This is a genomic window from Pseudomonas sp. 22490 (genome assembly GCF_052044465.1).
GTDB classification, from domain to species: Bacteria; Pseudomonadota; Gammaproteobacteria; order Pseudomonadales; family Pseudomonadaceae; genus Pseudomonas; species Pseudomonas aeruginosa.
Genome location: NZ_JBQENS010000007.1, coordinates 225,888 through 242,031 on the forward strand (window position 1 = coordinate 225,888; position 16,144 = coordinate 242,031).

General features: G+C 65.9%; 15 protein-coding genes. 3 read left to right on the forward strand and 12 right to left on the reverse strand.

Annotation, left to right across the window (positions count from 1 at the left end):
- Window positions 1–14 precede the first annotated feature (14 nt).
- On the forward strand, window positions 15–1,316 hold the full coding sequence (locus ACTJJX_RS10700) for a cytochrome c (RefSeq protein WP_003132914.1): 1,302 nt from the start codon (window positions 15–17) through the stop codon (window positions 1,314–1,316).
- A gap of 10 nt (window positions 1,317–1,326) precedes the next feature.
- Here the strand turns inward: ACTJJX_RS10700 and ACTJJX_RS10705 are convergent, their stop codons facing one another.
- Entirely contained in the window at window positions 1,327–2,109 is a 783-nt protein-coding gene (locus ACTJJX_RS10705) for an AraC family transcriptional regulator (protein WP_003117756.1), read from the reverse strand.
- An 80-nt stretch (window positions 2,110–2,189) separates the two neighbouring features.
- Here ACTJJX_RS10705 and panB point away from each other — a divergent pair, with 80 nt between their 5' ends.
- Window positions 2,190–3,011 carry a 3-methyl-2-oxobutanoate hydroxymethyltransferase gene (gene panB / locus ACTJJX_RS10710; RefSeq protein ID WP_016561746.1) on the forward strand — a complete coding sequence of 274 codons (822 nt, stop codon included), beginning with the start codon at window positions 2,190–2,192 and terminating at the stop codon, window positions 3,009–3,011.
- A 10-nt stretch (window positions 3,012–3,021) separates the two neighbouring features.
- Here the strand turns inward: panB and ACTJJX_RS10715 are convergent, their stop codons facing one another.
- The 5 genes from ACTJJX_RS10715 to ACTJJX_RS10735 form a co-directional block, all read right to left on the reverse strand.
- Window positions 3,022–3,747 (reverse strand): dienelactone hydrolase family protein, encoded by a 726-nt coding sequence (locus ACTJJX_RS10715; protein WP_016851773.1) that lies wholly within the window; start codon window positions 3,745–3,747, stop codon window positions 3,022–3,024.
- A gap of 67 nt (window positions 3,748–3,814) precedes the next feature.
- Window positions 3,815–5,719, reverse strand: a complete 1,905-nt coding sequence (gene htpG / locus ACTJJX_RS10720) for a molecular chaperone HtpG (protein ID WP_003087446.1) — start codon at window positions 5,717–5,719, stop codon at window positions 3,815–3,817.
- Between the two features lie 117 nt (window positions 5,720–5,836).
- Window positions 5,837–7,069, reverse strand: coding sequence for an MFS transporter (locus ACTJJX_RS10725; RefSeq protein WP_003120441.1), 1,233 nt, complete (start codon window positions 7,067–7,069; stop codon window positions 5,837–5,839).
- 36 nt (window positions 7,070–7,105) lie between these two features.
- A complete protein-coding gene (locus tag ACTJJX_RS10730) occupies window positions 7,106–7,552 on the reverse strand; it encodes a PaaI family thioesterase (RefSeq protein ID WP_003087441.1) in 447 nt (148 codons plus the stop codon).
- A complete protein-coding gene (locus ACTJJX_RS10735) occupies window positions 7,549–8,022 on the reverse strand; it encodes a PaaI family thioesterase (protein WP_003106488.1) in 474 nt (157 codons plus the stop codon). Before ACTJJX_RS10735 ends, ACTJJX_RS10730 begins: the two co-directional genes overlap by 4 nt.
- A 172-nt stretch (window positions 8,023–8,194) precedes the next feature.
- Here ACTJJX_RS10735 and ACTJJX_RS10740 point away from each other — a divergent pair, with 172 nt between their 5' ends.
- Complete coding sequence (locus tag ACTJJX_RS10740; RefSeq protein ID WP_003087435.1) at window positions 8,195–8,431, forward strand: hypothetical protein; 237 nt, start codon at window positions 8,195–8,197, stop codon at window positions 8,429–8,431.
- A gap of 58 nt (window positions 8,432–8,489) precedes the next feature.
- Here the strand turns inward: ACTJJX_RS10740 and ACTJJX_RS10745 are convergent, their stop codons facing one another.
- The 6 genes from ACTJJX_RS10745 to odhB all read right to left on the reverse strand — a co-directional run bounded on the left by ACTJJX_RS10745 (window position 8,490) and on the right by odhB (window position 16,140).
- Window positions 8,490–9,254 (reverse strand): DUF599 domain-containing protein, encoded by a 765-nt coding sequence (locus ACTJJX_RS10745; RefSeq protein WP_003106486.1) that lies wholly within the window; start codon window positions 9,252–9,254, stop codon window positions 8,490–8,492.
- A gap of 145 nt (window positions 9,255–9,399) precedes the next feature.
- Window positions 9,400–10,713, reverse strand: coding sequence for a branched-chain amino acid transport system II carrier protein (gene brnQ, locus ACTJJX_RS10750; RefSeq protein WP_003120443.1), 1,314 nt, complete (start codon window positions 10,711–10,713; stop codon window positions 9,400–9,402).
- Between the two features lie 310 nt (window positions 10,714–11,023).
- Window positions 11,024–11,911, reverse strand: coding sequence for a succinate--CoA ligase subunit alpha (gene sucD, locus ACTJJX_RS10755; protein WP_003087428.1), 888 nt, complete (start codon window positions 11,909–11,911; stop codon window positions 11,024–11,026).
- Window positions 11,911–13,077, reverse strand: coding sequence for an ADP-forming succinate--CoA ligase subunit beta (sucC, locus tag ACTJJX_RS10760; protein ID WP_003087425.1), 1,167 nt, complete (start codon window positions 13,075–13,077; stop codon window positions 11,911–11,913). The genes sucD and sucC overlap by 1 nt, the downstream gene beginning before the upstream one ends.
- A gap of 328 nt (window positions 13,078–13,405) precedes the next feature.
- Entirely contained in the window at window positions 13,406–14,842 is a 1,437-nt protein-coding gene (lpdA, locus tag ACTJJX_RS10765; RefSeq protein ID WP_016851774.1) for a dihydrolipoyl dehydrogenase, read from the reverse strand.
- Window positions 14,843–14,910: 68 nt separating this feature from the next.
- On the reverse strand, window positions 14,911–16,140 hold the full coding sequence (gene odhB / locus ACTJJX_RS10770; protein WP_003114264.1) for a 2-oxoglutarate dehydrogenase complex dihydrolipoyllysine-residue succinyltransferase: 1,230 nt from the start codon (window positions 16,138–16,140) through the stop codon (window positions 14,911–14,913).
- Window positions 16,141–16,144: the final 4 nt, after the last annotated feature.

A 16,144-nucleotide genomic window follows, 5' to 3' on the forward strand; every position in this document is an offset into this window, starting at 1 on the left:
TGGATGACTGACAGATGAAGAAGGCAACACGCATCGGCCTCTGGGCCTCCGGCAGCCTCGTCGCGCTCGCCGCCATCGCCCTCGGCTACGCCTGGCAACCGGCCATCGGGCCACTGGAAGGCACACCCGGTCCCTTCAGCGCCGAGCAGATCGCCCGCGGCGAACGCCTCGCCGCCCTCGGCGACTGCGCGGTCTGCCACACTCGCGAAGGCGGCCCGCGCAACGCCGGCGGACGGGCCTTGCCGACGCCGTTCGGGACGATCTACAGCAGCAACCTCACGCCGGATCGCGCGAGCGGCATCGGTGGCTGGTCCTACCCCGCCTTCGAGCGGGCCATGCGGCATGGCGTGGCCCGCGACGGCAGCTACCTGTATCCGGCGTTCCCTTACACCGCCTTCACCAGGACTCGCGACGAAGACCTGAAGGCCCTGTACGCCTACCTGATGAGCCAGCCGGCGGTGCACAGCGAAACGCCTGCCAACCAGCTGCCGTTCCCCTTCGACCAACGCCAGCTGATGGCCGGCTGGAACCTGCTTTTCCTGGAGCCCGGCGCCTACCGCGACGAGCCGACGCGCAACCAGCAATGGAACCGCGGCGCCTATCTCGCCGAAGGCCTCGGCCATTGCAGCGCCTGCCACTCGCCGCGCAATGCGCTCGGCGCGGAAAAGTCCGGCAGCGCGCACTTCGCCGGCGGCGAGGCGGAGGGCTGGACCGCGCCAGCCTTGAACGCCAGTTCGCCGGCGCCCATCGCCTGGAGCGAGGAGGCCCTCTACGCCTACCTCCGCCACGGCTATTCGGCCTACCACGGGGTCGCCAGCGGGCCGATGGCGCCAGTGGTCGGCGAAGGTCTGGCCAAGCAGTCGGACGAGGACCTGCGGGCCCTGGCCCATTACCTTGCGTCCTACGCCGCTGCCCCGGCCGGGGAAACCGATCAGCAACAGGCGCAACGCCTCGACCGGCAGGGCTACGGCCGCGTGCAACCGCCCAGCGGCAGCGGCGCGCGCCTGTTCGCCGGGGCCTGCCTGGCCTGCCACCATGACGGCGACGGACCGCGCTTCTTCGGCGTGCGTCCATCCCTGGCGCTGAACAGCAATGTGCATGCGGACAGCCCGGACAACCTGCTGCGGATCATCCTCGACGGCATCCACAGCCCGGCCACCGGCGACCTCGGCTATATGCCCGGCTTCCGCCATAGCCTCGACGACCGGCAAGTCGCCGCCCTGGCCAACTACCTGCGCGAGCGTTTCGCCGGCAAGCCCGCCTGGCCGGACCTCGCGGCCAAGGCGGCAAGCCTGCGCCAACAGGCGGCGCCCTGAAGCATGCGGCTCAGTTGGGCAAGCGCAGGGAGCGGGCGAAGCAACCGGGGGTCTGGCCGAAATGACGCTGGAACAGGCTGATGAACGCCGAGGTGGAGTCGTAGCCAAGGTCGCTGGCCACCCGCGTCACGCTGGCGCCCTCCTCCAGCGCGGCGACCGCGTTGAGCAGACGCAGGCGCTGGCGCCACTCGCGAAACGACAACTGGGTCTGCTCGCGGAACAGCCGCGCCAGGGTCCGTCGGGAAGCCCCCACCAGTCCCGCCCAATCCGAGATGCCGCGCGGATCGGCGGGATCCGCCTGTAGCGCGTCGGTGATCCGGCGCAAGCGCGGGTCGCCAGGCAACGGCAGGTTCAGCGGCGCCTCGCGAAGGCGCCCGACCTCATCGGCGACCACCTGCATGAGACGCTCGGCCTCGCCACCCGGCGGATATTCACGGGGAAATTCCGCCGCCCGCAGTAACAGTTCGCGCAGCAGGCCGGACACCTCCAGTACCCGGCAACCGCCGGGCAGCGAACGATCCAGGTAGAGACTGCGGAACAGCACAGGGTTGCAAGCCTCCGCGGCGTGCCGGACGCCCGGCGGAATCCACAGCGCCCGCTGCGCCGGCACCAGATAGCTGTGCCGCTCGGTGCTGGCGCGCAAGGTGCCGCTGGCGGCGTACATCAGTTGGCCCCAGGGGTGCTCGTGCATCTCCACCCGGTGCCCGGCGGGCATCTCGAAGGCGCGCAGGTACACCGCGCAGGGCAGGCTGCGGAATCGCGGCAGGTCGCGTTCTTGTCCCGTTTGCGGCATCGGTTGTCCCCATCCGTCGAGTGAGCGGTGCGCGGCCGATGGTAGCGTGTGGCTCCCCATAGACAAACCGGAGCCACGCCATGAGCAGTCATCGCCCGCAACATCGCCTGTCCGTTCCCGATATCCGGCGCCGCAAGGGTGCCGGCAGCCTGGTGGCGCTGACCGCCTACAGCACGCCCATGGCCCGCCTCCTCGATCCGCATGCCGACCTGCTGCTGGTCGGCGATTCGCTGGGCATGGTGCTCTATGGCATGCCCAGCACCCTGGGAGTGAGCCTGGAGATGATGGTCGCCCACACCCTGGCGGTGATGCGCGGCAGTCGGCGCGCCTGCGTGGTGGCCGACTTGCCGTTCGCCAGCTACCAGGAATCGCCCCGACAGGCGTTCCGCAACGCCGCACGCCTGCTGGCCGACAGCGGCGCCCAGGCGGTGAAGCTGGAAGGCGGTGAGGAAATGGAAGAAACCGTGGACTTCCTGGTACGCCGTGGCATACCGGTGCTCGCCCATATCGGCCTGATGCCGCAGCAGGTCAACGCCATGGGCGGCTTCAAGGCCCAGGGGCGTGACCCGGAAAGCGCCGAACGGGTACGCCGCGACGGCCTCGCCATGCAGCGCGGCGGCGCCTTCGCGGTGGTCATCGAAGGCGTAGGCGAGCCGCTGGCCCGTCGCCTTAGCGAAGAACTGGCGATCCCCTGCATCGGTATCGGCGCCTCGCCGGCCTGCGACGGCCAGGTACTGGTCAGCGAGGACCTGCTCGGGCTAAGCGGCGAACAGGTACCGCGCTTCGTCGAACGCTACGCGCGCCTCGACCGGGAAATCGACGAGGCGGCCCGGCGCTTCGCCGAGGACGTGCGCGAACGGCGCTTCCCCGAGGCCAGGCACTGCTTCGCCATGCGCGAGTGAGCCGGCGGTCTCAGGCGAAGACTTCCGCCAGCAGGTCGTCCATCGCCTGGAAGGCACGCCGGGAGGTCCTGGCGTCATAGTGCATCTTGCCCGGCAGCTTGGCGTTCGGATCGGTGAAGGAATGCACCGCGCCGCCGTAGCTGGTGAGCTGCCAGTCGACGCCGGCATCGGTCATCTCCCTGGCGAAGGCCGGCAACTGCTCGCGCGGCACCAGCGGATCGGAGGCGCCGTCGAGGACCAGTACCGCGCCCTTGATATTCCTGGCATGCGCCGGGTCCGGCGTATCCAGGGTGCCATGGAAGGACACGAAGGCCTTCAGCTCGGCGCCGTCGCGAGCCAGCTCCAGCACGCAGCAACCGCCGAAGCAGAAACCGAAGGCGGCCTGGCGGGTCGTATAGACAGCCGCGAGCGCCTGTCCGCGCAAGGCCGCCAGCGCTGCCTGCATGCGCTTGCGCAGCAGGGCCCGGTCGTTCTTCAGCGGCATCATCGCCGCGCCCGCCTCGTCGCCGTTCTGCGGACGCACGTCCCTGCCGTAGAGGTCCGCCACCAGCACCACGTGCCCACGGCCGGCGACCTGCCGGGCGATGTCCAGCGCGGCGGCGCTCACGCCCATCCAGTTCGGCGCCATCAGCAGGCCCGGGCGCGGCCCCGCGTGGCTGGCGTCGTACACCAGTTGACCTTCGTACGGCTGCCCATCGATGTCGTAGGCGACCGGCTCTACACGAATCTCACTCATGGGTACTGCTCCTGCGAGAGTTGGAAAAGACAAAGCCCGCCGAAGCGGGCTTTGTCGGGGCTACTGCTTAAGCGGACAGCTCCACCAGCAGCTTGTTCAGTCGGCGTACGTAGGCGCCCGGATCCTTGAGGCTGTCCCCCGCGGCCAGGGCGGCCTGGTCGAAGAGAATATGCGACAGCTCGCCGAAGCGGTCCTCGTCCGGCTCCGCATCCAGCTTCTCGATCAGCGGATGCTGCGGGTTGATCTCGAAGATCGGCTTCGAGTCCGGCACTTTCTGCCCGCTGGCCTCGAGGATCTGGCGCATCTGCAGGCCAAGGTCCTGTTCGCCGATGGCGAGGATCGCCGGCGAATCGGTCAGGCGGTGGGAAACGCGGACTTCGCTGACCTGCTCGTCGAGCACCTTCTTCAGGCGCTCGATCAGGCCTTCCTTGCTCTTGGCGACTTCTTCCTGGGCCTTCTTGTCCTCTTCCGAGTCCAGGCTGCCCAGGTCCAGGTCGCCGCGGGCGACATCGACGAACTGCTTGCCGTCGAACTCCGGCAGGTAGCTCATCAGCCACTCGTCGATGCGATCGGTGAGCAGCAGCACCTCGATGCCCTTCTTGCGGAAGACTTCCAGGTGCGGGCTGTTCTTCACCTGCGAGTAGCTCTCGCCGGTGAGGTAGTAGATCTTGTCCTGGCCTTCCTTCATCCGACCGATGTAGTCGGCCAGCGCTACGCTCTGCTCGCCCGAATCGTCGCCGGTGGAGGCGAAGCGCAGCAGGCCGGCGATCTTCTCCTTGTTGCCGAAGTCTTCCGCCGGGCCTTCCTTGAGGACCTGGCCGAAGTTCTTCCAGAAGGTCTTGTACTGCTCCGGCTCGTTCTTCGCCAGCTTCTCCAGCATGTCCAGCACGCGCTTGGTCAACGCCGACTTCATCGAGTCGATCACCGGATCCTTCTGCAGGATTTCCCGGGAGACGTTCAGCGACAGGTCGTTGGAGTCGACCACACCCTTGATGAAGCGCAGGTACAGCGGCAGGAACTCGTCGGCCTGGTCCATGATGAACACGCGCTGTACGTACAGCTTCAGGCCCCGCGGCGCTTCGCGATGGTACAGGTCGAACGGCGCGCGGCCCGGCACGTAGAGCAGCGAGGTGTATTCCAGCTTGCCTTCGACCTTGTTGTGGCTCCAGCTCAGCGGGTTCTCGAAGTCATGGGCGACGTGCTTGTAGAACTCCTGGTATTCCTCGTCCTTCACCTCGGCGCGCGGACGGGTCCACAGCGCGCTGGCGCGGTTGACCGTTTCCCATTCCGGCTCGGCCGGCTTGTCGGCCTCTTCGCCGTGGAATTCCTTGGGCAGCTCGATCGGCAAAGCGATGTGATCGGAGTATTTCTTGATCACGTTGCGCAGGCGCCAGCCATCGGCGAACTCCTCCTCGCCCTTTTTCAGGTGGAGGACGATGCGGGTACCGCGCTCGGGCTTGTCGATGGTAGCGACGTCGAACTCGCCCTCGCCCTTCGACGACCAGTGCACCCCTTCGCTGGCCGGCTGGCCGGCGCGACGGGAGTAGACATCGACCTTGTCGGCGACGATGAAGGCGCTGTAGAAACCGACGCCGAACTGGCCGATCAGGTGCGAATCCTTCTTCTGGTCGCCAGACAAGTTCTTCAGGAAGTCGGCGGTCCCGGACTTGGCGATGGTGCCCAGGTGAGTCACCACATCCTCGCGGCTCATGCCGATGCCGTTGTCTTCCAGGGTGACGGTGTTGGCTTCCTTGTCGAAGCTGACGCGGATCTTCAGCTCGGCGCCGCCCTCGAGCAGCTCGGGATTGGCCAGGGCTTCGAAACGCAGCTTGTCGGCGGCGTCCGAGGCGTTGGAAATCAGTTCGCGGAGGAAGATTTCCTTGTTCGAATAGAGAGAATGAATCATCAGGTGAAGCAGTTGCTTCACTTCAGTCTGAAAGCCCAGTGTCTCTTTTTGGGTTTCCACGCTCATCGCTCCAAGCTCCATCAATGACATAAGCCGCGTACCACGGCGGATGTCCCCTAGGTGGGGCCTTCTTCCGGCTTTTCAAGCGCTTATGCGAAAAAACCGCGCACCATCGTGCGACGACTAGCGTTCGAGCAGTTCGAGACGGGCGATCTCCGCCGGGCGCAACAGGTAGCTCGCCTCCCCCGCACCGGGCATTTCCCGGCGGATCACCAGGCGCCCCTCGCTGTCGAGGCCGGTGAAACGGCCCTCGGCGATACGCCCGCGTACCGTAGTGGCCTTGACCAGGCGCTGGCTGTAGCGCTGCGGTTCGACCTGGACCAGCTCCAGGTCGAGGGTGGCGTTACCCGGCGCCGGCAGCGCCTGCGGCTCGGGCGGCGCCGCCGCCGCGGCCACGGTCGCAGGCTCCGCCGGCAAGGCGGGGAACGCGTCGCCGCGCACCGTCCACTCCCGCCGGGCGTTCTTCTCCAGCGTCAGCTCCAGCACCTGAGCCTGGCCGGCCACCAGGGCCTCGATACGCAGCGGCCGCGCATGGCTGGCCGCGCGCCAGGACGGCGCCCGCACGAGGCTGACGTCGCGGCTGGCGAAACGTCGCTGCAGATAATCGCGCAAGACCAGGGCCAGGGTATCGTCGGAGTCGTATCCCAGGTCGACCTTGCCGTGCCGATAGCGTAGCCGGTCGGTATACAGCTCGACGTGGCCGCTGAGGGTGGTCCGGTAGTCGCTCGGCAGGCTCAGGTGGAACTCGCCCTCCAGGCGGTTCGGCGCCTTGGGCCGCAGGTCCAGGTGCAAGGTATAGCCACGCAGGAGACGACGCGCCTCGGGCAGGTCCTGATCCGGTTGCAGCCAGCTCAGCTCGACTTCTGGCAACGCGCCGCCGTCCTCGGGCAGCACATCCAGGCGCAGCGCCCCGAGCGGCTGTGCCGGAAGGCGGATCTGCAGCTCGCGCTGGGCGTAGAAATCGTGCCCCTGGCGCAGGCTCAGCACGCCGCCAATCAACTCGCCGCTCTGCGGCGCGAAAGGCTTGCCGTTGAACTCCCCGCTGAGCGCGATGGACAGTTCCGCCGGCGGCCTGGCCTCCGGTTTCAGCCAGCGCAGGCTGAGGATCGCCTCCAGCCGCGCAGCGTCGTGACTGGCCAGCAGCGCCAGGCCGACCACCAGCGGGATGCAACCCAGCGCGGCCAGCCCGACGCCCTTGCGCGCCGTACGCCAGTGCACGCCGATATAGGCCAGCGCCACCGGCGGGAAAAGGCTGCCGTAACCCCACAGCAGACCGGTACCGAAGGCCAGGACGATGACCCAGATATAGCCGGCGACCATCAGCAGCAGGCCGCCCAGAATCAGCAAGGCATCCATCGCGATATCCTCAGCCCACTTTCCGCAGCGTACGGCTCACGGCTCGTCCACCTTGAAATGCGCCCGCGCGGTGGCGATGGGCTCGCCCTGGGTGGTCTGCCAGGCGTTGATCGCGACGTTCGCCACCCGTCGCCCCTGGCGCCAGACCTGGCATTGCGCGTAGGTATCGCGGAAGTGCCCGGCACGCAGGTAATCGATGGAGAAATCGATGATCTTCGGCAGGTGCGGAATGCTCATGAAGGTCAGCAGGTGCAACATCGCCGCATGCTCCATGAAGCCGGCGATCACGCCGCCATGGATGGCCGGCAGGGTCGGGTTGCCGATGTTGTCCTTGTTCGCCGGCAGGCGGAAGACCATGTCGTCGCCCAGGCGCAGGCATTCGATGCCGAGCAGCTTGGCGTACGGGATCAGCTCCACCAGCGGGCTGTAGTCGTTGTTCCGACGCGCGTCGCGGACCAGTTGCTCGAGGCTGGTCGGGCTCATGCCGCACCTCCCTGCGCGGCCGGCCTGGCCGCCCCGGCGCGGGCCGAACCGCCCATGCGCATGAAAGCGCCGACGACATGGGCGATGGGCTGGCCTGGATCGTCCTGGTAGGCGAAGCCGCGGGTGAAGATCACGTTCGGCGTGACCCGGTAGCACTCGGCGAAGCCATAGACATCCTTGTGCGGTTCGGCGGGATGCATGTAGTCGATGCGCAGGTCGAGCGTCGGGCAGATCTCGAAGTCCGGCAGCACGCAGACCGTGGAAATACCACAGGTGGTGTCCATCAGGGTGGTGATCGCGCCGCCGTGGACGACCCCGCTTTCCGGGTTGCCGATGATCGCCTGGCTGTAGGGCAGGCGCAGGGTCAGTCCTTTCTCGTCGGCGGCCTCGACCGTCAACCCCAGCACCTGGCAATGACGCAAGGCCGAGAGAAAGCGCCGGGCGCGCTCGAGGAGAGGATTTTCCGACATGACGGCGACCTTGCTGGGAGTTTTCTGGAGGGCGAATCATACCCTGCCGCCAAAGCCCCGGCAGCCGGGGTTTTGGACATAACGATCGAAATAGTCGAAGTGTGTGGAACTTCACGCCAGCGCAAATGTTCAAAGGGCTACAACGAGGAAAGCCGCACATGGAGGCTAAACGATGAAAAAGACCGTAACTCTTGCCCTGCTGCTCGCTGCCAGCCTTGGCCTGGCCGCTTGCGACAAGAAAGAGGAAGACAAGGCAGCGGCCCCGGCAGCTCCGGCTACCGAGACCCAGCCGAGCGCTCCGGCTACTCCCCCTGCCGAGCCCAGCGCCCCGGCGCCGTCGAGCGACACTCCGGCAACCCCGCAGACTCCGGCACCGACTCCGGAGCAACCGCAACAGAACCAGCAATAAGTTCTCGTTGACGTACCCTGAAAGAGCCCGCGCAAGCGGGCTTTTTCATGCCCGGGATTCAGCCCCTGGGCACCTCGCCCTCGCCTTCCCGCGGGCTTTCGGCGATTGCGGTCTCGGTGTAGACCATCACCTCCAGCACGTCCGAATGGAATTCGCGGCGATACAGGACCAGCACCACGCCGGCCGTCACCAGCATGAAGAACCAGGAATTGATGAACCAGGCGAGCATGGCCAGGCCGAAATAGTACGAGCGCAAGCCGAAGTTGAACTGGTTGGCCGCCAGCGAGATGACCCGGGCGGCACGCTCGGCAAAGGATTTGCGCTCCAGCTCGCCGACGTTGCGCTCGCCGATCATCGGTGCCGAGCCGACCAGGATCGCCGCGAAGTTGTATTGGCGCATGCACCAGCTGAAGGTGAAGAAGGCATAGACGAAGACCACTGCCAGGCACAGCAGCTTCAGTTCCGATAGTCCCCGGCTGGCCTCCTCCACGAACGGCAGGTCGGCCAGTACCGAGACGGCGCGATCGGTGGAGCCCAGCAGGGTGAGGATGCCGGCGAGGATGATCAGCGTGCTGGAGGCGAAGAACGACGCGTTACGCTCCAGGTTACCGATCACGCTGGCGTCGGCGATACGGTTGTCGCGCAGCAGCAACCGGCGCATCCAGTCCTCCCGGTAGAGGTGCAGGACGCTGGCCAGGCAGGCGGTGTCGCGACCCTTCCAGGTGGCGTAGCGGGTGTAGCCCACCCAGCAGAACAGGAACCAGAGCGCCGCCAGCAGGTGTTGCAGCAGGTGCCCGTTGAAAATGCCGAGTTCGGCGGTCATGAAAACTCCCTCTTGAGCCGGCCGGGAATCGCCCCGCCGTTGTTTCGCGCCGTTGGGACGCCGCTCGCCGCGGCCAGGACACGACTTTCGTCGGCTCATGAAAAAGGCCGCCCGGAGGCGGCCTTCCTGGGGTTCGCCTGACGTCTCAGGCGACCGCTTCGCGCGGCTTGCCCAGCAGCCGATCGCAAACGACTGCCAGGACCAGCGCAATGGATACCGGCAGCAGCCAGCCAAGGCTCTGATCGGCGAGCGGAAGCTTGGCGAAGACGTCCGGCACCCACCCGTTCAGCTTGGCCGCCCCCAGCCCGTCGACGATGCCGAAGAGCAGCGCGACGATCATCACCGGCACGAACACCCGCGGGGCCGACACCCAGAGCCGGTCGAACAGGCTCAGGGCGATCAGCACGATGGCGAGCGGATAGAGTCCCACCAGAACCGGTACCGAAAGGCTGATCAACTGGGTCAGTCCCTGGTTGGCGACCAGCAGGCTGAACAGCGAGAACACGATCACCACCGTCTTGTACGAAACCGGCAGCAGGTCGCTGAAGAACTCGCCGCACGCCGTGATCAGCCCTACCGCCGTGGTCAGGCAGGCCAGGGTGATGACCACCGCCAGCAACAGGCTGCCGGAAACGCCAAAGGTCTGCTGCACATAGGCGGTGAGGATCTGTACGCCATTCTGGGCGTCGCCGGCGATGCCCTGGCTGGTGGCGCCAAGATAGAACAGCGCCAGGTAGACCAGGGACAGGCCGGTGGCGGCGATGACCCCGGCGATCATGGAATAGCGCGTGACCAGCCGGCTGTCGCTGATGCCGCGGTCGCGAATGGCGGTGGCGATGACGATACCGAAGACCAGCGCACCGAGGGTATCCATGGTCAGGTAGCCCTGCAGGAAGCCCTGCACCAGGGGCGCGCTCTGGTACTCGCCGGAACTGCTGCCGATCTCTCCCGCCGGCGCGAAGATCGCCGCGCCGCCAAGGACCAGCAGGGCCGACAGCAGCACCGGCGTGATGACCTTTCCGACCCGGTCGACAAGGCGACCCGGGTTCAGCACCAGGAACAGAACCACGGAGAAGTAAGCGACGGTATAGACGAGCAACGGCACGCCGCCGTCCCCGGTGAAGGGCGCGACGCCCATCTCGAAGGACACCACGGCTGTACGCGGGGTGGCGAACAGCGGGCCGATGGCAAGATAGACGGCGATGGCGAACGCCACTCCCGCGCGCCGCCCGATCGGCTGGGTCAGGCGGCCAATACCGCCTCCGACCCGGGCCAGGGCGACCACCGTCAGCAACGGCAGGCCGACACCGGTAAGGAGGAAGCCGAAAGCCGCGCTCCATACGTGTTCGCCCGCCGCCATGCCGGCACTGGGAGGAAAGATGATGTTACCCGCGCCGAGAAAAAGCGCGAACGTCATGAAGCCAAGGGCGAGCAGGTCGAACCCTTTCAAATGAGTCATAGGAGGATGTACCACTGGCAGAAGTCTCGGTTGTTCGGGGTTTCCCTTTGGGGGTGTTAGGAAACAACGTCCTTCCGGATGAGGAGGACCGGTCAAGCCGCCCGACCCCTTTTGAGGGCCATGTGGCGTTATAGCTGCAGGCGCACTGGCCTGCGGGATGATGCGTGGCGCGCCCGGGGTTTTGTCGGACACGAACCGTTGGCAATGATAGCGCATCGCGGCAACATTCGTTTGACGGATGCGATAGAACGACGAAGGCCACCGCTGTGAGGCGGTGGCCTTCGTCCTGGAACTCAGAAAACCCGGGAAATCAGGCCTTCTTCACTTCCCAACCGGTCAGCTCGGCCAGGGCCTTGCCGATGTCGGCCAGGGAACGCACGGTCTTCACACCGGCGTCCTGCAGGGCGGCGAACTTCTCGTCCGCGGTGCCCTTGCCGCCGGAGATGATGGCGCCGGCGTGGCCCATGCGCTTGCCCGGAGGGGCAGTCACACCAGCGATGTAGGACACCACCGGCTTGGTCACGTTGGCCTTGATGAAGGCCGCGGCTTCTTCTTCGGCGGAACCACCGATCTCGCCGATCATGACGATGGCTTCGGTCTGCGGATCTTCCTGGAACAGCTTCAGGATGTCGATGAAGTTGGAGCCCGGGATCGGGTCGCCGCCGATGCCCACGCAGGTGGACTGGCCGAAGCCGGCGTCGGTGGTCTGCTTCACGGCTTCGTAGGTCAGGGTGCCGGAACGCGACACGATGCCTACCTTGCCCGGCAGGTGGATGTGACCCGGCATGATGCCGATCTTGCACTCGCCGGGAGTGATCACGCCCGGGCAGTTCGGGCCGATCAGGCGTACGCCCAGCTCGTCGCACTTGACCTTGGCGTCCAGCATGTCGAGGGTCGGGATGCCTTCGGTGATGCAGACGATCAGCTTGATGCCGCCGAATGCCGCTTCCAGGATCGAGTCCTTGCAGAACGGAGCCGGAACGTAGATGACCGAGGCTTCGGCGCCGGTGGCTTCCACGGCTTCCTTGACGGTGTTGAACACCGGCAGGCCGAGGTGGGTGGTGCCGCCCTTGCCGGGGGTCACGCCGCCGACCATCTTGGTGCCATAGGCGATGGCCTGTTCGGAGTGGAAGGTGCCCTGGCTACCGGTGAAGCCTTGGCAGATGACTTTGGTGTCTTTGTTGATCAGGACGCTCATTACTTACCCTCCGCGGCCTTGACGACTTGCTGGGCAGCGTCGGTCAGGCTGGTTGCCGCGATGATGTTCAGGCCGCTTTCGGCCAGGACCTTGGCACCCAGTTCAGCGTTGTTGCCTTCCAGGCGGACGACAACCGGAACCTTCACGCCGACTTCTTTGACGGCGCCGATGATGCCTTCGGCGATCATGTCGCAACGCACGATGCCGCCGAAGATGTTCACCAGGACAGCCTTCACGTTGCTGTCGGACAGGATGATCTTGAACGCTTCGGTCACGCGCTCCTTGGTCGCACCGCCGCCAACGTCGAGGAAGTTGGCCGGCTTGCCGCCGTGCAGGTTGACGATGTCCATGGTACCCATGGCCAGGCCGGCGCCGTTGACCATGCAGCCGATGTTGCCTTCCAGCGCGACGTAGTTCAGCTCCCACTTCTGCGCATGGGCTTCACGGGCGTCGTCCTGGGACGGGTCGTGCATGGCGCGCAGCTTCGGCTGACGGTACAGGGCGTTGCTGTCGATGTTGATCTTGGCATCCAGGCAGTGCAGGTTGCCGTCTTTCTTGATCACCAGCGGGTTCACTTCCAGCAGGGCCAGGTCGTAGTCCTGGAACAGCTTCGCCAGGCCGACGAAGATATGGGTGAACTGCTTGATCTGGTCGCCCTTCAGGCCCAGCTGGAAGGCCAGCTCGCGGCCCTGGTACGGCTGCGCGCCGACCAGCGGGTCGATGGTAGCCTTGAGGATCTTCTCGGGAGTGTCGTGGGCGACCTTCTCGATGTCCACGCCACCTTCGGTGGAAGCCATGAACACGATGCGGCGGCTGGAACGATCGACGACGGCGCCGAGGTACAGCTCCTTGTCGATGTCGGTGCAGGACTCCACCAGGATCTTGCTGACCGGCTGGCCGTTGGCGTCGGTCTGGTAGGTCACCAGGTTCTTGCCCAGCCACTGCTGGGCGAACGCCTTGGCGTCCTCTTTGCTCTTCACCAGCTTCACACCGCCCGCTTTACCGCGGCCGCCGGCGTGCACCTGAGCTTTGACGACCCACTCGCTGCCGCCGATCTTGTCGCAGGCTTCTGCGGCCTCTTCGGGGGTGTCTACGGCAAAGCCCTTGGATACAGGCAGGCCGTATTCAGCGAACAGCTGCTTACCCTGATATTCGTGGAGATTCATGCTTGTCTACCGTTATTCGTCTAGGTATTGCGCATTTCGGCGGAGCGCTCGTGGCGCCCCACCACCTGTGACCGTCGTTTCGCGAACCACCCGGCTCGCGAAAAAACAGTCCGGCGGCATACGCCCGCGGCCACCTCGCAACGGTCGCCGGCGCTCACCCGCCGTGGTTCTTCTGAAAGTCTGCCGCCTGCGGCATCCCGACGCAGGCGGCAAACCGTGGATTCTACAGAACCCGGACCCGACAAGGCCAGGAACCTGTCCTGGCCTGACGGACGACGCGTCCCGCGTCGCTGTGACGCCCCTGGCGTGAACCGGGGCGTCGGATCACTCAGCGCTTCTTGCGGTTGGCGATGTGGATGGCATGGCCATTCACTGCCAGGGCAGCTTCGTGCAGGGCTTCGGACAGCGTCGGGTGAGAGAAGACCATCATGCCCAGGTCTTCGGCGCTGGTGCCGAATTCCATGCCGATCGCGCCTTGCTGTACCAGCTCGGCGGCGCTCGGGCCGATCACGTGGACGCCCAGGACGCGGTCGGTCTTCGCATCGGCGATGACCTTGACCAGGCCGGTGGTGTCGTTGGCCGCCATCGCACGACCGCTGGCGGCGAACGGGAAGGTGCCGACGTTGACTTCGACGCCCTCGGCCTTGAGGGTCTGCTCGGTCTTGCCGACCCAGGCGATTTCCGGGTGGGTGTAGATGACCGACGGAATCAGGTCGTAGTTCATCTGCGCCTTGTGGCCGGCGATGCGCTCGGCGACCATCACGCCCTCTTCCGAGGCCTTGTGCGCGAGCATCGCGCCGCGAACCACGTCACCGATGGCGAAGACGCCCGGAACGCTGGTCTTGCAGTGGTCGTCGACGTAGATGAAGCCACGCTCGTCCAGGGTCACGCCGCTGTCGGCGGCCAGCAGGTCGGTGGTCACCGGGCGACGGCCGACCGCGACGATCAGCTTGTCGAAGGTTTCCTTCTGCTCGCCGTTGGCGTCGGTGAAGGTCACGGTGACCTGCTTCTTCTTCACTTCCGAAGCGGTCACGCGGGCACCCAGGCGAATGTTCAGGCCTTGCTTGGTCAGGACCTTCAGGGCTTCCTTGGCGATCTGCTCGTCGGCAGCCGGGAGGAACTTGTCCAGGGCTTCCAGCACGGTCACCTCGGCACCCAGGCGGGCCCATACCGAACCCAGCTCCAGGCCGATGACGCCGGCGCCGATCACACCCAGCTTCTTCGGCACGGCCTGGAATTCCAGGGCGCCGGTGGAGTCGACGATGATGTCGTCGGTCAGCGGGGCCGGCGGGATCTCCACCGGGCGGGAGCCGGAAGCGATGATCACGTTCTCGGCTTCCAGGACCTGGGTCTTGCCGTCCAGACCGGTCACTTCCACCTGCTTGTTGGCCAGCAGCTTGCCGTGGCCTTCGAAGGAGGTCACGCCGTTGGCCTTGAACAGGGTAGCGATGCCGCCGGTCAGGTTCTTGACGATGCTGGCCTTGCGCGCAACCATCGCCGGAACGTCGATGGTGACGCCCTTGGCTTCGATACCATGGACTTTGAAGGCCTCTTTGGCCTCATGGTACTTGTAGGAGCTGTCCAGCAGCGCCTTGGACGGGATGCAGCCAACGTTCAGGCAGGTACCGCCGAGCGCCACCTTGCCTTCCTTGCCGATGTACTTCTCGATGCAGGCGGTCTTCAGGCCCAGCTGGGCAGCGCGGATGGCGGCAACGTAACCGCCGGGGCCGGCACCAATCACTACCACGTCGAATTTCTGGCTCATATCTCAATCCTTATTCGGGTGAAACCGGACGGCCCCACGAGGGGGCCGCCGTGAAGAGAAACGCTAAATCAGACGTCCAGCAGCAGGCGAGCCGGATCTTCCAGCAGGTCCTTGATCGCCACCAGGAAGCTCACCGCTTCCTTGCCGTCGATCAGACGGTGGTCGTAGGACAGCGCCAGGTACATCATCGGCAGGATCACCACCTGGCCGTTCACGGCCATCGGGCGCTCCTGGATCTTGTGCATGCCGAGGATGGCGGTCTGCGGCGGGTTGACGATCGGGGTCGACAGCAGGGAACCGAACACGCCACCGTTGGAGATGGTGAAGGTGCCGCCGGTCATGTCTTCGATGGTCAGCTTGCCTTCCTTCGCCTTCTTGCCGAAGTTGGCGATGCCGCCCTCGATCTCGGCCAGGCTCATGAACTCGGCGTTACGCAGCACCGGAACCACCAGGCCGCGGTCGCTGGAAACGGCAACGCCGATGTCCTGGTAGCCGTGGTAGACGATGTCGTTGCCGTCGATGGAAGCGTTGACCCCCGGGAAGCGCTTCAGCGCCTCGGTGGCGGCCTTGACGAAGAAGGACATGAAGCCCAGGCGCACGCCGTTGTGCTTCTTCTCGAACAGGTCCTTGTACTTCGAACGCAGGTCCATGATCGGCTTCATGTTGACCTCGTTGAAGGTGGTCAGCATGGCCATGGCGGACTGCGCCTCGACCAGGCGCTCGGCGACCTTGGCCCGCAGGCGGGTCATCGGCACGCGCTTCTCGACACGGTCGCCGGCGGCGAAGATCGGCGCCTCGGCAGCCGGGGCGGCAGGCTTGGCCGGGGCGGCCGGGGCGTTCTTCTTCGCTTCGACCGCAGCGACCACGTCTTCCTTGGTCACGCGACCGCCCTTGCCGGTGCCGGCGATGCTGTTCGGATCGATGCCGGCTTCCTCGGCCAGCTTGCGCGCGGCCGGGGACAGGATGGCGTCGTCGCCGCCAGCGGCGGCCGGAGCGGCGGCCTGTGCAGCCGGAGCGGCGGCGGGCGCAGCGGCAGCCGGAGCGGCCGGAGCGGCGGCGCCGCCTTCGTTCAGCTTGCCGAGCAGCTCGTTGCTCAGAACGGTGTCGCCTTCGTTCTTGATGATCTCGGCCAGCACGCCGTCAGCCTCGGCGAGAACCTCGATGACCACCTTGTCGGTCTCGATGTCGACGATCAGTTCGTCGCGCTTGACTGCTTCGCCCGGCTTCTTGTGCCAGGTGGCGACGGTGCCGTCGGCGACCGATTCCGGGAAGGTTGGGGCTTTGATTTCGATAGCCATTGTG

What these genes read in the sequence shown, in the direction of transcription:
- ACTJJX_RS10700 (WP_003132914.1), top strand. Translation starts at nt 15, where the DNA reads ATGAAGAAGGCAACACGCATCGGCCTCTGGGCCTCCGGCAGCCTCGTC.
- ACTJJX_RS10705 (WP_003117756.1), bottom strand. Translation starts at nt 2,109, where the DNA reads ATGCCGCAAACGGGACAAGAACGCGACCTGCCGCGATTCCGCAGCCTG.
- panB (WP_016561746.1), top strand. Translation starts at nt 2,190, where the DNA reads ATGAGCAGTCATCGCCCGCAACATCGCCTGTCCGTTCCCGATATCCGG.
- ACTJJX_RS10715 (WP_016851773.1), bottom strand. Translation starts at nt 3,747, where the DNA reads ATGAGTGAGATTCGTGTAGAGCCGGTCGCCTACGACATCGATGGGCAG.
- htpG (WP_003087446.1), bottom strand. Translation starts at nt 5,719, where the DNA reads ATGAGCGTGGAAACCCAAAAAGAGACACTGGGCTTTCAGACTGAAGTG.
- ACTJJX_RS10725 (WP_003120441.1), bottom strand. Translation starts at nt 7,069, where the DNA reads ATGGATGCCTTGCTGATTCTGGGCGGCCTGCTGCTGATGGTCGCCGGC.
- ACTJJX_RS10730 (WP_003087441.1), bottom strand. Translation starts at nt 7,552, where the DNA reads ATGAGCCCGACCAGCCTCGAGCAACTGGTCCGCGACGCGCGTCGGAAC.
- ACTJJX_RS10735 (WP_003106488.1), bottom strand. Translation starts at nt 8,022, where the DNA reads ATGTCGGAAAATCCTCTCCTCGAGCGCGCCCGGCGCTTTCTCTCGGCC.
- ACTJJX_RS10740 (WP_003087435.1), top strand. Translation starts at nt 8,195, where the DNA reads ATGAAAAAGACCGTAACTCTTGCCCTGCTGCTCGCTGCCAGCCTTGGC.
- ACTJJX_RS10745 (WP_003106486.1), bottom strand. Translation starts at nt 9,254, where the DNA reads ATGACCGCCGAACTCGGCATTTTCAACGGGCACCTGCTGCAACACCTG.
- brnQ (WP_003120443.1), bottom strand. Translation starts at nt 10,713, where the DNA reads ATGACTCATTTGAAAGGGTTCGACCTGCTCGCCCTTGGCTTCATGACG.
- sucD (WP_003087428.1), bottom strand. Translation starts at nt 11,911, where the DNA reads ATGAGCGTCCTGATCAACAAAGACACCAAAGTCATCTGCCAAGGCTTC.
- sucC (WP_003087425.1), bottom strand. Translation starts at nt 13,077, where the DNA reads ATGAATCTCCACGAATATCAGGGTAAGCAGCTGTTCGCTGAATACGGC.
- lpdA (WP_016851774.1), bottom strand. Translation starts at nt 14,842, where the DNA reads ATGAGCCAGAAATTCGACGTGGTAGTGATTGGTGCCGGCCCCGGCGGT.
- odhB (WP_003114264.1), bottom strand. Translation starts at nt 16,140, where the DNA reads ATGGCTATCGAAATCAAAGCCCCAACCTTCCCGGAATCGGTCGCCGAC.